Source organism: Klebsiella sp. LTGPAF-6F (genome assembly GCF_001753185.1).
Lineage (GTDB): Bacteria > Pseudomonadota > Gammaproteobacteria > Enterobacterales > Enterobacteriaceae > Klebsiella > Klebsiella michiganensis.
Map to the genome: position 1 here is coordinate 926,864 of NZ_CP017450.1, position 13,980 is coordinate 940,843.

Below are 13,980 nucleotides of genomic sequence, written 5' to 3' on the forward strand. Positions count from 1 at the left end.
TTCGAGGTAAGGATGAAACGACACTATATTTTTGCCAGCCATGGCACCTTTGCTAACGGTCTGCTGAACTCCGTGGAGCTGATCCTCGGTAAGCAGCCGGATATTCATACTCTCTGCGCCTATGTCGAAGAGGAGGCCGATCTGACGCAGCAGGTGGAGACGCTGCTGGCGCGTTTCCCCGCCCAGGATGAGCTGATTGTCATTACGGATATTTTCGCCGGTAGCGTCAATAATGAGTTTGTGCGTTTTTTATCGCGCCCTAATTTTCATTTATTGTCCGGTTTAAACCTGCCGCTGATTATTGATTTACTTATTTCCGCAGGCGAAGAAAATACCGAGAAATTAATTTCTGAAGCATTAACAAGCGCCAAAGAGAGCATTCAGTACTGCAATCAGATGATTGCCAGTGCGATGACTATTGATAAAGACTTCTGAAATGAGGGAACACCATGATTACGCTATTAAGGGTTGACCATCGATTACTTCACGGCCAGGTGGCCTTTTCCTGGACCCAGTATGTCGGCGCCGATTGCATTTTAATCGCCAACGATAATGTCCCTGAAGATGAACTGCGGAAAACCACAATTAAGCTCGCTAAACCGCCTTCGGTAAAACTGGTGATTAAAAATATTAACGACGCTATCGAATCGATAAAAAGCGGCGTGACCGACAAATATCATCTTTTTATCGTCGTGGAATCGGTCAATGACGCCTGGCGTATTGCCAGCGCCGTTGAGGGGATAAAAAGTATTAATCTCGGCGGAATAAAAGCCAAAGCGGGCAGTAAAAATATTTCTAAGGCGATCAATTTACTGCCGGAAGAAATTGAACAACTGCAGCAGCTGGTCGGGAAAGGCGTCGAAGTTGAGATCCGCCAGGTCCCTAACGATCGCAAACAGCTTTTTGCGCAATGCGTTTAACTCCGCGGAGGACAGATTATGGTAGAGGCTCTCTTACTGGGTCTGGTGGCGTTTATCGCGCAATCGGAATATGCCCTGGGGACGTCGCTGATTTCGCGGCCAATCGTCACCGGGCTGCTGACCGGGCTGGTGCTGGGGGATGTACAGACCGGCGTCATCATGGGCGCGACGCTTGAGCTGGCGTTTATCGGCTCTTTCTCCGTCGGCGCATCGATCCCGCCTGATGTAGTAACCGGCGGTATTCTCGGCGTGGCGTTCGCCATTACCTCCGGCGCGGGAACGGAAACGGCGCTGCTGCTTGGCCTGCCCATCGCCACCCTGACGCTGATCCTGAAAAACGTCTATCTGGGGATGTTTATCCCGATGCTCAGCCAGAAGGCTGACGGCTACGCGGAGCGGGCGGATACGGTCGGCATTGAGCGCATGCATCTGATTGCCGGCTTCGGGTTGTCGCTGATGCTCGCCACGGTGGTGACCATCTCATTCCTGGTCGGCAGCAATGCGGTGAAATCCCTGCTCGATACCATCCCGGAATTTATCAAACACGGGCTCAGCGTCGCTACCGGCATTATTCCGGCACTCGGTTTCGCAATGCTCGCCAGACTGCTGATTAATAAGAAAGTCGCGCCGTACTTTTTCCTCGGCTTTGTGCTGATGGCCTACCTGAAAATCCCGGTGACCGGCATCGCTATTCTCGGCGCTATCGTGGCGGTGGTGATGGTTAACGTCACCGCGCTGAGCTCACCTCGTACGACGACAGAACAAGGAGTCAGCGATGACGACGAAGATGATTTCTGAAGAAACTCTGCAACCGCAGGCGCAGGAAGAGGCCCGTATCACGCCGCGCGATCTACGCCGGGTATTCTGGCGCTCCTTCCAGATGGAGTTTTCGTGGAACTATGAGCGGCAGATGAATCTCGCCTTTGTTTACGCGCTGATTCCGGTGCTGAAAAAGCTCTATCCGCGCAAAGAGGAGCTGGCCGGAGCGTTGAAACGGCATCTGGTGTTCTTCAATACCACGCCGCATATCGTCACCCTGCTGCTGGGGATCACCACGGCGATGGAGGAGAAGAATAGCCAGCAGAAGAACATGGACGCCAACGCGATTGATAACGTCAAAGCGTCGCTGATGGGGCCGCTGGCCGGGCTGGGGGACTCCTTTTTCTGGGGCACGCTGCGCCTGATCGCTACCGGTATCGGCACCAGCCTGGCGCTAAAGGGCAACATTCTCGGCCCCATTCTGTTTCTGCTGGTGTTCAACGTGCCGCACATCCTGGTGCGCTGGTTCTTTACCCGCTGGGGCTATGTGCTGGGCACCGGGGTTCTGCAGCGGATCCAGAAGAGCGGAATGATGGAGAGCCTGACCTACGGCGCGTCGATTATCGGCCTGATGGTGGTCGGGGCGATGACCGCCTCAATGATTGATATCACCATCCCCCTCTCATTCGGCGCCGGAGAGGCGAAAACCCAGGTGCAGGACATTATCAACGACATCCTGCCCTGCATGCTGCCGCTGGTGAGTTTTGGCATCGTTTACTGGCTGCTGGGGCGCAAGGTTAAACCGCTTTCTATTATCGGCGGAATGGCGCTGGTGGGCATTCTGGGGTCGTGGATAGGTTTATTTTAACGGGAGTCGAAAATGGTACCAACGATGATGACCTATATCAGCGAAGAGTCGGCCTGTCTGACGCAGATCCTGCGCGACTACCGGCAAAAGCTGGCGGCGATTGAGACCTTTGCCCGCCAGCACCCGGTGCGCCGCATTCTGCTGTTGGCGACCGGCTCGTCGCTGAACGCCGCCCTGTGCACGCGCTATTTCTTTGAGCAGCGCTTCGGCGTCCTGGTTGAGATTAAAGAGCCGTACAACTTTACGCACTACGAGGCGGTCGATCCGCATACCGATCTGGTGGTGGCGATTTCGCAGAGCGGTAAAAGCGCCTCGACGCTGGCGGCGATGCGTAAGGTACAGGCATTGAGCCTGCCGGTTTTTGCGCTGACCTCCGATCCGCAAAGTCCGATCGCCCGGGCCTGCGATGGGATACTGGATATCAATACCGGTATCGAGAGCGTGGGGTTTGTCACCCGCGGGTTTAGCGCGACGGTGCTGAATTTGCTGCTGATGGCGCTGATGATTGCCCGTGCCCAGGGGAAAGCCAGCGAGGCCGAGGAGCAGCGCTATCTTGCCGAACTGCAGCGGCTGGCGGCGGCGATCCCGGATGTCATTGACCGCACCTCGCGGTTTATCGACAGGCATGGCGAAGCGCTGCGGGGCGGCGAGCGCTTTGTCGCCACCGGCTATGGCGCGCTGGTGGGCGTCGCGAAGGAGTTCGAAACCAAATTTACCGAAACGGTACGCGTGCCTTCCAGCGGTTTTGAACTTGAGGCCTATATGCACGGCCCCTATCTGGAAGCCAATGCCCGCCATGTGATGCTGTTTATTGAAGATGCGCCGGATGCGCGGACCCGGGCGCTGCGGGACTATATGGCGCCGTCCATTGCCCGCGCCTTTACGCTGACGCTGAGCGACGAAGAGGATGCGCAGACGCTGGCGCTAAGCTGCCCGTGTGAACATCACCTGGCGCCGCTGCTGCTGATTGTTCCCGTCCAGATGCTGGCCTGGCATACCGCCGGCCTGAAAGGCATCGATCTGGCTAAACGTATTTTTGACGATTTTGATCGCGTCTTAAAAAGTAAAATCTGATTATTCAGGAGAAAACTATGTTGGGTTTTAATCAGGACGAGTACCTGACCAGTGCTCGCGAGATCATCGCTGCGCGCAAACAGGCGGAAACCGTTGCCGATGATATTTATCAGAGCGGCTGTAGCGCCTTATTTTTCGCCTCGGTGGGCGGTTCTTTGGCGCCGATGATGGCAATAAATGAGTTTGCAAAAGAATTAACCAGCGTGCCGGTTTACCTTGAGCAGGCGGCGGAATTAATTCATCGCGGACATAAAAAATTAAATAAAGATGCGGTGGTGGTGACGTTATCCAAGTCCGGCGATACCAAAGAGTCGGTAGCCATTGCCGAATGGTGCAAAGCGCAGGGGATTCGCGTGGTGGCCATTACCCGTAATGCCGATTCGCCATTAGCCGAGGCGGCGAGCTGGCATATTCCGATGTGCCACAAGAACGGCGTGGAATATGAATATATGCTGCTCTTCTGGTTATTCTTCCGCATCATTTATCGTCACGGTGATTTCGCCAATTACGATCGTTTTGCCAGCCAGCTGGAGTTGCTGCCGGAAAATCTTCTGCAGGCCAAACGCCAGTTCGATCCGCAGGCGGATAAAATCGCCGCTCAGTATCACGGCTGCGACTATATGATGTGGATCGGCGGGGCGGAAATGTGGGGTGAGGTCTATCTGTTCTCAATGTGTATTCTCGAAGAGATGCAGTGGAAGCGGACCAAATCGGTGAGTTCAGCCGAGTTTTTCCACGGCACCCTGGAGCTGCTGGAAAAAGAGGTCCCGCTGTTCCTGGTCAAAGGCGAGGGTAAATGCCGGGCGCTGGATGAGCGCGTCGAACGCTTCGCTGAGAAGATCACCGACCATCTGGTGGTGATTGACCCGCGCGACTATCCGCTGAACGGCATTGATGAGGCTTTCCGCTGGATTATGGCGCCGTGCGTGGTTTCCACCCTGCTGGTGGACAGGCTGGCGGCCCATTTTGAACACCATACCGGGCATGATCTTAATATCCGCCGTTATTACCGTCAGTTTGATTACTAAGCTTTGCTGATGGCGGCCAGCCGGGCTGGCCGCTGCGCGATTCTCCGAGGCGCTTCCCATAAAATCATCGCCAAAACCAACGAAGTAAAAACCGATGGTAGAGTCCGGCTCTCCTTCTCTTTCAGGCAAGCGGACGGCCATGAAAAAACGGATGACCTCGACGCCGCATGATGCGGTTTTTAAGCGATTTCTTCGCCACCCGGAGACGGCGAATGATTTTCTCACGCTGCACCTGCCGGAAGCGATCCGCCAGCGGTGTGATTTTTCTACCCTACGGCTGGAGCCGGCGAGCTTTATTGATGAAGATCTGCGCGCCTGGTACTCGGACGTACTGTGGTCGGTACAAACCCCCTGCGGCCTGGGATATGTGTATGTGGTGATAGAGCACCAGAGTTCGCCGGATAACCATATGGCTTTTCGCCTGATGCGCTATGCCATTGCCGCGATGCAGCGGCACCTCGACGCCGGGCACAAAACGCTGCCGCTGGTGGTACCGATGCTTTTTTATCACGGCGCGACCAGTCCTTATCCCTTTTCCCTGAACTGGCTGGATGAATTTGCCGACCCGCAGATGGCGAGGACGCTGTACGCCTGCCCGTTTCCGCTGGTTGACGTAACGGTGATGCCGGATGATGAAATCGTTCAGCACCGGCGGGTCGCTCTGCTGGAGCTGATGCAAAAGCATATTCGTCAGCGCGATCTCAGCGGGATTACGGAGTCGTTGGCGACCCTTGTGATGCTGGGATACACTAACCGCAGGCAGTTAAGAGTGCTGTTTCATTATATGCTGCAGTACGGCAATAGCGCCGATCCGAGCGTGTTTCTCCGCCGATTGGCCCGCCGTCTGCCACACTATGAGGAGAGGTTGATGTCTATCGCTCAAAAGCTCAAGCAGGAAGGTCGGCAAGAGGGAAGGCAGGAAGGCCGACAGGAAGGGATACAGGAAGGCCTGCAGGAAGGGAGCCGGCGGGAAGCGCTGCGCATTGCCGGCAGTATGCTGCAGAACGGTTTAGATACCGAGACGGTACAGCGGATTACCGGACTGTCGGCGGATGAGCTAAAGCCGCTGCATAGCTAATTTCCACCCACCGTCACCACGGCCCGGCGCAAAAAGCCGCCGGGCACGATGGCTTATCCTTCGCTTTTCACCACTTTGATTTCAACCATGCCGATGCCCAGCTGACGCGGAGAGTGGCCGAGAATATTGCCCTCGTTCGTGGACTGCGGGTCCGGCGGCGCAATCGTCAACGTACTGCTGCGCGACGGATTATCGAAATGCAGGGTGGTGGTGGTGACATCATTGGCCAGCGTTAGCGTTTGTTCGCTGTTGCCCACCCGTACCGGAATCGGCTTATTGGCATTCGGCCCGTAGGCTTTGGCGGTAATCACCAGATCGAATTTCTCCGGCAGCGGCTCTTTATATTCAATTTTCACTTCACTGCCGAGCTGGGCATTAGACCAGCGCCCCCAGGTTTCCGGTCGGGAGATGCCGCTGAACTGCTTCACCTCTTCCGGCGCGCCGGCGACGTTAAACAGGAAGCTGTCGGCTTTATAGCGAATATCGTTATCGACGATCTTCAGCGTATCGACGTTGCCTTTATAACGCTCCATATCGATAAGGGTATCTTTGAACGCGGTTTTACCTTGCCACTGGGCTTTGTCGACGCGCTGGACTTTCTGTTCGCCCCCCAGCTGGCCCTGCGAGACGCACCAGTCGGTGGAGAGCGCCACTTCCGGCGACCACAGCTGACCCATCTTGTAGCAGCGGTCGACCCAGACGAAGTTATCGCGCGGCGCGAAATCGGCCAGCTGGAAGCGCAGCGGCGCGGAGTATTCGCTTTCCGGCAGCGGCTCAACGCGCTTATCGGAGATACGCAGCAGCAGAGGCAGGCGGAAATGGCTGCCGGAGAAGGAGATCATATTCTTCTGTGAATCCACGGTGAAATTCTTCATCTCTTTGGGGAAATTCCACAGGCGGATGATATCCGGCTTCCACGCCAGCACCTTCTCTTTCATATTGAGGAACACGGCGGAGAGCGACTCGCCGGAAAGGCTGCTGCGGCCAAGGCCAATAAAGTTATCGCCGCCGAGGATATCGAGCACCGTCGCGCCGTTATCCATGGTATTACGCTTGATGGCCAGCGTATCCTGCCGGGGCTCATCGCCGCGGAGAACGAAAAACAGGTTGCTGCGATCCTGCTTATTCAGATAGTCCCAGGCGCTGTTTTTCATTGCCAGGTGATCGGATGACACCACGATGACCGTATTTTTGAACCACGGCGAAGCTTTAATCTTCTCGATTAACGCCGCGATATGCTCCTGACTACAGGAGACGGCGCTGAACGAAAGATTCTTTTTACCGTCCATATCGTAGCTTTTACGCTGGCAGGTGCGGGAGATAAAGCCATCCGGATGATGGGTGTCGACCGTCAGCGCAAACAGCGAAAAGCGTTTTCCGGACTGCGAAAGCGCTTCGAATTTTTTCCATGTTTCATCAAGAACCGTATCATCGTAGAACCCCCAGTCGTTACGATAGGCCGGATCGGCGACCATGGTTTTTAGCTCTTCCGCGCCGTACAGATGATCGAAGCCGTGAGATTTCAGGAAAACGTCTTTTCCGGCGAAGCGCAGATTAGCGCCCTGCACAAAGTAGTTCTCATAACCCGAGTTTTTCAGGATATCTCCAAGGCAGATATTCTGCGGGAAAAAGCTGGAAACCGAGGCCGAGGCGTTGCCTTCAAACGGCGCAAACAGCGGGATCCCGCACTGGGAGGCGACCATTCCGGCAATCGTGTAGTCGGTACCGGGGAGCTGGGCGGTGTTGCTAAAGTCCAGCCCCTCGCTTTTCAGTTTGCCGAGCTCTGGGGTCAGGTTCGGGAACGCATCGTTATTAAAATAAGTGCGCTCAAGGCTTTCGCCGTAAATGTACACCAGGTTCAGTTTCGGGTTGGCGATGCTTTTTGACGGTTCTTTGTAGTAAGCCGCAAAGTCAGGATCGCCATCGCGGGACTGGGATTTAACCAACTCGCTAATCTGGCGGAAGGCGGGGCTGGCATCCACTGACGCCAGCGCCAGAACCAGCGCCACCAGGCTGTAACCAAAGTGATGAGGATGATGCCGGCGGCGGCGGAGCACCCAGCCGAGTGCGCCAAATACCGAGACCAGCGCGACGACCAGCCCCACGCCCGGCAGAATATATTTGCCCACGCCGGCGCCCGTCAGGCTGTTGGTCAACGTATAAAGTACCGCGTCATTGATACCGTCGCCGGTGAAGTAATTGCTGGCGTAGAGGGTAATATTCAGAACAACGAACAGGCCCAGCACCGTGAGGGTGGCGGCGAACCACCAGGTATTACGACCGGCTTTTAATGCGTAAATCATCACCGAAGCAAGAAACAGGGCGATGGATAACAACTCTGACACAGCTCATCCTCATTCACGCCAGCTGTCGGCTGGCCAGATAGATCTTTTTTCACGCTACACTGTAATTGCAGCGCAATATTGCCGCAATTGTATCGTCATGAATTTGTGCTGTGGTTCAGAATTGGTTTAGAAATCGCCGTTTTTGAACTGCCTCACATCCAGTCAGCCAGGGGATTTGGGGGAAAGATGTTAAAAAACAGACGTTGCCGCCGCGCAGGCCGGGGTAACGCGCCAAACGCGGCATTAAGAGGATGAAATCAGGAGAGGAAGCTCACGCCCTGTTTTAAGACCAGATCGCAGGCTTTGGTTTTCACTTTTTCCGCCAGCGGGCTGCTGCCAAGGGTGTTCAGATTCAGCTGCTGGCCGTCTTTACTGGTCAGCAAGCCCTGAAGGCCCTCAAGATAGCTGGTGTCCTCTTTTTGTTTTTCCGGCGTGCTGAGACCCAGCTTATCCAGAACCTGATTTTTAACGTTTTCGGTATTGGTAACCGAAGCCAGCTTCTGTTTCGCGCAGTAAGACATAATCCCGGCGGCATTATTCATGCTGCTGGAAGTCAACGACTGGCTGCCGCCGTTGAGCAAACCGGTCAGCGAAGAGAGGGACATACCGCCGCTTTGCTGGCTTCCGCTCTGACTGCTGAGCTGGTTAGCGGCGCTGGAGAGCGAATCCTGCCAGGAGGTGGCGTGCGCGCCAAAGGTCAATAAAGCGCCGGCCACCATTGCCGTGCGGAACAACGTTTTTGCAGATTTCATAGACGTACTCTTCGCCGTGACTGAATAATCCCCTGATTATAACGCCGGCGGGGTTCGGAAATATCTTAATACTCTTTTCCGGTTACGCGATCGCGGTAGCTGTCCCAGTTGAAGTTAACCCACAGGCTATTGCCCAGCCGCATCCGGTCCATCACGCGCTCGCCGAGCAGCTTGTTCATCTCGTCCATGGTGCTGTTGGTTAACATACCGGTAGGGCGCTTTGACGAAGAGCGGCGATCGACGATCTGGTTAATAATCACCTTTTCGTAGCGTGATTCCGTCTGCATGCCGATTTCGTCAATCACCAGCAGGTCCACCTTGCTCAGGTCGGTGAGCAGCTGCTCTTCGCTGGTTTCCCGGTTGCCAAAGGTATCTTTCATCGCTGACATGATATCGGCGACGGTGATAATCAATACCGACTTACCCCGAAGCAGCAGTTCGTTGCAGATAGCGGCGGCGAGGTGGTTTTTTCCGGTGCCCGGTTTGCCGGAGAAGATAAAGCTGGCGATATTGCCGTCGAACTCCTCGACGTACTGGCGCGCTCGGGACAGCGCAATCATCTGGCCTTCACACTCCACCCGGTAGTTATCCAGCGAGCAGTTCTGATGCAGCGGGCGGATGCCGGAGCGGTTAAAGGTTCGCTGCATTTTCATGGCCCGGTTTTCCCGTTCCAGCGCCTCAGAACGCAGCTTGCCCTGTTCTTTTTGCCATGCCAGCAGCTCCTCACCTGTCTTAAACGCGGGTTCGACATGGGCTGGCATCATCTTTTGCAGGCGCTTCATTAAATCGCCGACATTTTTCATGCTCATCCTCGGAATCCTCGTGGAATGTGATTATCAGGTTCGCTAATCGCGTTGACGTCCCGGCGCGGCTGGCCGCCGTTGCTGGCCCGGCCAATCTGTACGCTGCGCGCCAGCTTCTGCTGCCACTGGACATGATGAAAGACTTTACCTTCCGCCTGCCAGTAAGCGACAAATGCCGCCAGCTCTTCCGGCGTAACGGGCTGGCTCAGGGCGATGCCCCACAGCGCGGCCAGGCGCTGAAAATCCGCATCCGGCTGCCAGTCGGCGTACATCGGAAATTTCCCCATAGGAACCGCAACGGGGGTCGCCGTCGGCTCGTCAAAAAACTGCGCGTCCAGCGCAATATCGCTGTTAGGACGCGCGAGTTTTGCTTCCAGCTCCAGCAGCTGCGCCAGACGCTCCGGCGTCAGCGCATAGAATGCGGGGGCGTTGTTGGCAAATACGGCGACGGCGCCGCTGGCCGATTTTGCCAGTACCGCTGCGTGATCCTGTATGAAGTCATCCAGACCGCTAAAATCGGTAGTTAATATTCGTGAAGACATAAATCAATCTCAACTCTGAACAACTAAAAAGAGAGGGGTAGCTGCACACATAGTAGCATAGAGGTCGCTCAGGAAGGAGCGCCGCGGGCGACCCGGCGGCGCGATTAGCTAGACGCGCGGACGCTTGCGATACAGCCAAAGCCCGGGGATAGACAAGCCAATGGATAATGCGCCAACGATCGATGAAGCCTTAAGAAAGTTGCTCAGCAGCATAATCATCATCTCTTCCGAGTAGCCGAAATGGCTGATTTTCACCGCTGAAATCATCGCGGTATAGGCGGAGATACCGGGGAACATCGGGATCACCGCCGCTACGGTAAAAATCTTCGGGTGCGCCAGATACCAGCGGGACCACTGGATACCGATGCTGCCAACCAGCAGGGCCGCCATAAACGTCGCCCACTCAATATTAAAACCCGCCGTCATCATGACCATGCGCGAGCCGTGGCCGATAGCGCCCAGCAGCGCGCACCAGCGCAGCGCCCGCTGCGGGACGTTGAACACCATGGCGAACCCGACGGCGGGAATGGCTGCCAGCATCATATCCAGCGCCAGTTCGTAGAGATAGAAAATTATGCCCATCCGCGTAGCCCCCACATCGTCATCGCCATCACCACGCCGATACAGGTGGCGAGCGTCAGCAGGCTGGCAATGGCCCAGCGCGCCAGACCGGTGTTGATATGCCCCTTAAACATGTCGGCAACGGCGTTGATCAGCGGAAAACCGGGTACCAGCAGCAGCACGCTGGCGGCCATCGCGATCGTCGGCGTGCTGACGAAAGCCGGCAGGCGCAGCATCAGCCCGGAGATAGTCGTTGCGACAAAGGCGGTGAGGCAAAAGTTGATTTGCGGATGCATTGAACGATGGGTGAGTACCTGGCGAATATACATGGCTACCGTACTGGCGCAGAAGGTGACCAGCGCACCGTCCCAGCCGCCGTTGTTAAGTTTGCAAAAGCAGGCGCAGGAGAGGCCGACCATGAAAACCAGCAGCCAGCGCGGATAGCGCAGCGGCTTGATTTGCGCGAATCGCTTTTCGACATCCTTATAATCCAGCAGCTTATGCTCTGCCATAATCACAATATGCTGAACCTCCGTGACGACGTGCATATTGATGCCGCGATCGGTGTTTTTTCGCGTTGAGGTCAGACACTCCCCGTCCTTAATAGTGGTGAGAACAATCGCATTCGAAGAGATGGCGCTTTCCACGCTATCCATCCCTAAGGCCAGACCCAGACGGGTTGAGAGCTCCTCAACCAGCGCGCTTTCCGCGCCGTGTTGTAATAAGAAAAGACCACATTGAATACACAATCGCGTGATAGCGCGCTGAGTTGCCCGATCTGCTTGCATAAATACCTGCTGTCCGTGATGCCCGTTGCCGTAGTGTCTGGCGATACTTTTACCTGAAGTCTTGTTTTAGCTGAGCGGTCAGGATCAAACAATGTGTAAAAAACCACCCGCTCTACGGGAACCCTGAAATTTGAACTCTGCCACACTTCCGCAAGATTGGTGAAAAGTCCAATTTTTGCACCCGTTTCTCCCTTCTTTTTCCCATCAGAGTTATCAAAAATGCAAATTTAAACTTTTAATAAACAAAAAACAAACAAATAATTAACCATACTGAGGCGATGCGATGAAAACACAGGTGGCGATTATCGGAGCGGGCCCGTCGGGACTCCTGCTGGGGCAGTTATTACATCACGCCGGGATTCAGACCGTCATCCTTGAGCGACAGACGCCTGAGTATGTGCTGGGGAGGATCCGCGCGGGAATTCTGGAAAGCGGAACGGTAGAACTGCTGCGCGAAGCCGGGGCGGGGCGGCGAATGGATGCGGAAGGGCTGGTCCATCACGGCGTCGAATTCTTGTTTGAGGGCAAGCGCGTACCGGTTCCGCTGACGGAACTGACGGCAGGCAAAAGCGTGATGGTGTATGGCCAGACCGAAGTAACGCGGGATTTGATGGCGGCGCGGGAGGCATGCGGGGCAGCGACGATTTATGGCGTCAGCGATGTCACCATTAATGAGGCAAAAAGCGATCGACCGTCGGTCTCTTTTATCAACAATGGCGAAAACTGCCGCCTTGAGTGCGACTTTATCGCCGGCTGCGACGGCTTTCACGGCGTGTCCCGCCAGAGCATCCCGGCAGGGGTGCTGAAAGAGTACGAGAGCGTCTGGCCGTTTGGCTGGCTCGGGCTGCTGGCCGATACGCCACCGGTGAACCCGGAGCTGATTTACGCCCACCACGAGCGGGGGTTTGTACTCTGTAGTCAGCGCTCACTAACTCGAAGCCGCTATTATCTGCAGGTACCGCTTAGCGAAAAGGTGGAGGAGTGGTCTGATGAACGTTTCTGGACTGAACTCAAGCGGCGTCTCCCTGATGAGCTGACCAATAAGTTAGTAATCGGTCACTCTCTTGAGAAGAGTATCGCGCCGCTGCGCAGCTATGTAGTGGAGCCGATGCAGTACGGGAGGCTATTTCTGCTGGGGGATGCGGCGCATATCGTACCGCCTACCGGGGCGAAGGGGCTGAATCTCGCGGCGTCCGATGTGAACTATCTTTGGCGGATCCTGCGTGAGTATTATCACCATGGCCGTATTGACCTCTTAGCCAGCTACTCGCGTTTGGCGCTGGATAGAGTGTGGAAAGGTGAGCGATTCAGCTGGTTTATGACGCGTCTGCTGCATGATTTTCCGCAACAAAGCGAGTTCGACAGAAAAATGCAGGCGGCGGATCGTCGCTACTATCTTGAATCACGCGCCGGGTTAACCACTATCGCTGAAAACTATGTGGGTCTGCCGATGGAACGCGTGGCGTAATAGAAAAGGCTCTGGAGTCGTGATGCAGGCAGCGAGTACCATTCCCGTTTTCAAACTGTATGGCGAAGATCAGGGCTGGCCAACGCCCGATCTTCTGCACTGTGAGTCTATACTCCAGCGCAGCCATCTTTATGAATGGCATATCCGCGTGCATCAGCACGCAGAGCTGGTGCAGCTACTGTATCTGCATAAAGGGCGGGCGGAGATTGAAATCGAAGGCGCGACGACCGTGATGACGGAGTCCTGTATTCAGGTGGTTCCGGCGCTATGTATTCATGGATTTCGCTTTTCGCCGGGTACGGAGGGCTACGTTTTGTCGCTGGCGCTGCCGCTGCTCGGAAGCCTTGAAAATCAGTTTGGCAGTCAGCTGGATGTGCTCGGCCACCCGCGTTGCGTGCCGGTGAAGAGCTCCCGGGGCCATATCCGGGCGCTGTTTACCGCTTTGCAAGAGGAGTACCGCGAAGATTACGATGCGCGCGAAATGATGCTTCATTCACTGCTGGGAGCGCTGTTGGTCTGGCTGAATCGGCAATATCAACCGCAGCTCATAACGGAGGACAAAGCGGAACGTAAGCGGAGCGTCATGCGTCATTTCTCGCGCCTTATCGAAAGCCACTATCGTGAACATATGCCATTAGCCGGGTATGCCAGGGAGGTGGGGGTGTCTGCGACTCATTTGAATTATTTGTGTCATGAATTTTATGGCTGCAGCGCACTGGGGGTTTTACATCAAAGGTTGATGCTTGAGGCGCGTCGCAACCTGCAGTACACCAGCATGACTATCGCTCAACTTTCTGATTACTTAGGGTTTACTGATGCGGCCTATTTTTCTCGCTTCTTTCGCCGCTATAGCGGTGAATCACCAAAAGTATTTAGGAAAAAAATAAAATAAATAAATCTTTATTTAATATATCTTAAGTTAGCGTATCTAACGACGATGTTAACCATTTCTAATTTATTGATGACAACTACCTGTGTTAATGTTAATCATTGG

The 13,980-nt window shown here is 55.1% G+C and carries 15 protein-coding genes; 9 read left to right on the forward strand and 6 right to left on the reverse strand.

What is annotated here, in order from left to right:
* The first annotated feature begins 12 nt into the window (after positions 1-12).
* The 7 genes from BJF97_RS04415 (at position 13) to BJF97_RS04445 (ending at position 5,727) form a co-directional block, all read left to right on the forward strand.
* Entirely contained in the window at positions 13-435 is a 423-nt protein-coding gene (locus tag BJF97_RS04415) for a PTS sugar transporter subunit IIA (RefSeq protein WP_032692993.1), read from the forward strand.
* A 14-nt stretch (positions 436-449) separates the two neighbouring features.
* Positions 450-920 (forward strand): PTS sugar transporter subunit IIB, encoded by a 471-nt coding sequence (locus BJF97_RS04420; protein WP_014837345.1) that lies wholly within the window; start codon positions 450-452, stop codon positions 918-920.
* An 18-nt stretch (positions 921-938) separates the two neighbouring features.
* Positions 939-1,718, forward strand: a complete 780-nt coding sequence (locus tag BJF97_RS04425) for a PTS mannose/fructose/sorbose/N-acetylgalactosamine transporter subunit IIC (RefSeq protein ID WP_014227806.1) — start codon at positions 939-941, stop codon at positions 1,716-1,718.
* Positions 1,696-2,547 carry a PTS system mannose/fructose/sorbose family transporter subunit IID gene (locus BJF97_RS04430; protein WP_014227807.1) on the forward strand — a complete coding sequence of 284 codons (852 nt, stop codon included), beginning with the start codon at positions 1,696-1,698 and terminating at the stop codon, positions 2,545-2,547. The genes BJF97_RS04425 and BJF97_RS04430 overlap by 23 nt, the downstream gene beginning before the upstream one ends.
* 12 nt (positions 2,548-2,559) lie before the next feature.
* Positions 2,560-3,621 (forward strand): SIS domain-containing protein, encoded by a 1,062-nt coding sequence (locus BJF97_RS04435; protein ID WP_014227808.1) that lies wholly within the window; start codon positions 2,560-2,562, stop codon positions 3,619-3,621.
* A gap of 17 nt (positions 3,622-3,638) precedes the next feature.
* Positions 3,639-4,649 carry an SIS domain-containing protein gene (locus BJF97_RS04440; RefSeq protein WP_014227809.1) on the forward strand — a complete coding sequence of 337 codons (1,011 nt, stop codon included), beginning with the start codon at positions 3,639-3,641 and terminating at the stop codon, positions 4,647-4,649.
* A 139-nt stretch (positions 4,650-4,788) separates the two neighbouring features.
* Complete coding sequence (locus tag BJF97_RS04445; RefSeq protein WP_032692991.1) at positions 4,789-5,727, forward strand: Rpn family recombination-promoting nuclease/putative transposase; 939 nt, start codon at positions 4,789-4,791, stop codon at positions 5,725-5,727.
* A gap of 53 nt (positions 5,728-5,780) precedes the next feature.
* Here the strand turns inward: BJF97_RS04445 and opgB are convergent, their stop codons facing one another.
* From opgB to BJF97_RS04475, 6 genes are all read right to left on the reverse strand, one after another.
* Positions 5,781-8,072, reverse strand: coding sequence for a phosphatidylglycerol--membrane-oligosaccharide glycerophosphotransferase (gene opgB / locus BJF97_RS04450; RefSeq protein ID WP_032692990.1), 2,292 nt, complete (start codon positions 8,070-8,072; stop codon positions 5,781-5,783).
* A gap of 257 nt (positions 8,073-8,329) precedes the next feature.
* A complete protein-coding gene (locus BJF97_RS04455) occupies positions 8,330-8,824 on the reverse strand; it encodes a DUF2501 domain-containing protein (protein ID WP_014227812.1) in 495 nt (164 codons plus the stop codon).
* 65 nt (positions 8,825-8,889) lie between these two features.
* On the reverse strand, positions 8,890-9,627 hold the full coding sequence (dnaC, locus tag BJF97_RS04460; RefSeq protein ID WP_014227813.1) for a DNA replication protein DnaC: 738 nt from the start codon (positions 9,625-9,627) through the stop codon (positions 8,890-8,892).
* A 2-nt stretch (positions 9,628-9,629) separates the two neighbouring features.
* Positions 9,630-10,169 carry a primosomal protein DnaT gene (gene dnaT, locus BJF97_RS04465; protein WP_032692989.1) on the reverse strand — a complete coding sequence of 180 codons (540 nt, stop codon included), beginning with the start codon at positions 10,167-10,169 and terminating at the stop codon, positions 9,630-9,632.
* Positions 10,170-10,277: 108 nt separating this feature from the next.
* Positions 10,278-10,751, reverse strand: coding sequence for a threonine/serine exporter (locus BJF97_RS04470; protein ID WP_004098364.1), 474 nt, complete (start codon positions 10,749-10,751; stop codon positions 10,278-10,280).
* On the reverse strand, positions 10,742-11,518 hold the full coding sequence (locus BJF97_RS04475; protein ID WP_004098366.1) for a threonine/serine ThrE exporter family protein: 777 nt from the start codon (positions 11,516-11,518) through the stop codon (positions 10,742-10,744). Before BJF97_RS04475 ends, BJF97_RS04470 begins: the two co-directional genes overlap by 10 nt.
* Positions 11,519-11,801: 283 nt before the next feature.
* Here BJF97_RS04475 and pobA point away from each other — a divergent pair, with 283 nt between their 5' ends.
* Positions 11,802-12,986 (forward strand): 4-hydroxybenzoate 3-monooxygenase, encoded by a 1,185-nt coding sequence (gene pobA, locus BJF97_RS04480; protein ID WP_014227816.1) that lies wholly within the window; start codon positions 11,802-11,804, stop codon positions 12,984-12,986.
* A gap of 22 nt (positions 12,987-13,008) precedes the next feature.
* On the forward strand, positions 13,009-13,878 hold the full coding sequence (locus tag BJF97_RS04485; protein ID WP_014227817.1) for a helix-turn-helix domain-containing protein: 870 nt from the start codon (positions 13,009-13,011) through the stop codon (positions 13,876-13,878).
* Positions 13,879-13,980 lie beyond the last annotated feature (102 nt).

What these genes read in the sequence shown, in the direction of transcription:
- dnaC (WP_014227813.1), bottom strand. Translation starts at nt 9,627, where the DNA reads ATGAAAAATGTCGGCGATTTAATGAAGCGCCTGCAAAAGATGATGCCA.
- dnaT (WP_032692989.1), bottom strand. Translation starts at nt 10,169, where the DNA reads ATGTCTTCACGAATATTAACTACCGATTTTAGCGGTCTGGATGACTTC.
- BJF97_RS04455 (WP_014227812.1), bottom strand. Translation starts at nt 8,824, where the DNA reads ATGAAATCTGCAAAAACGTTGTTCCGCACGGCAATGGTGGCCGGCGCT.
- BJF97_RS04470 (WP_004098364.1), bottom strand. Translation starts at nt 10,751, where the DNA reads ATGGGCATAATTTTCTATCTCTACGAACTGGCGCTGGATATGATGCTG.
- BJF97_RS04420 (WP_014837345.1), top strand. Translation starts at nt 450, where the DNA reads ATGATTACGCTATTAAGGGTTGACCATCGATTACTTCACGGCCAGGTG.
- BJF97_RS04425 (WP_014227806.1), top strand. Translation starts at nt 939, where the DNA reads ATGGTAGAGGCTCTCTTACTGGGTCTGGTGGCGTTTATCGCGCAATCG.
- BJF97_RS04440 (WP_014227809.1), top strand. Translation starts at nt 3,639, where the DNA reads ATGTTGGGTTTTAATCAGGACGAGTACCTGACCAGTGCTCGCGAGATC.
- BJF97_RS04430 (WP_014227807.1), top strand. Translation starts at nt 1,696, where the DNA reads ATGACGACGAAGATGATTTCTGAAGAAACTCTGCAACCGCAGGCGCAG.
- BJF97_RS04475 (WP_004098366.1), bottom strand. Translation starts at nt 11,518, where the DNA reads ATGCAAGCAGATCGGGCAACTCAGCGCGCTATCACGCGATTGTGTATT.
- BJF97_RS04415 (WP_032692993.1), top strand. Translation starts at nt 13, where the DNA reads ATGAAACGACACTATATTTTTGCCAGCCATGGCACCTTTGCTAACGGT.
- BJF97_RS04435 (WP_014227808.1), top strand. Translation starts at nt 2,560, where the DNA reads ATGGTACCAACGATGATGACCTATATCAGCGAAGAGTCGGCCTGTCTG.
- pobA (WP_014227816.1), top strand. Translation starts at nt 11,802, where the DNA reads ATGAAAACACAGGTGGCGATTATCGGAGCGGGCCCGTCGGGACTCCTG.
- BJF97_RS04445 (WP_032692991.1), top strand. Translation starts at nt 4,789, where the DNA reads ATGAAAAAACGGATGACCTCGACGCCGCATGATGCGGTTTTTAAGCGA.
- BJF97_RS04485 (WP_014227817.1), top strand. Translation starts at nt 13,009, where the DNA reads ATGCAGGCAGCGAGTACCATTCCCGTTTTCAAACTGTATGGCGAAGAT.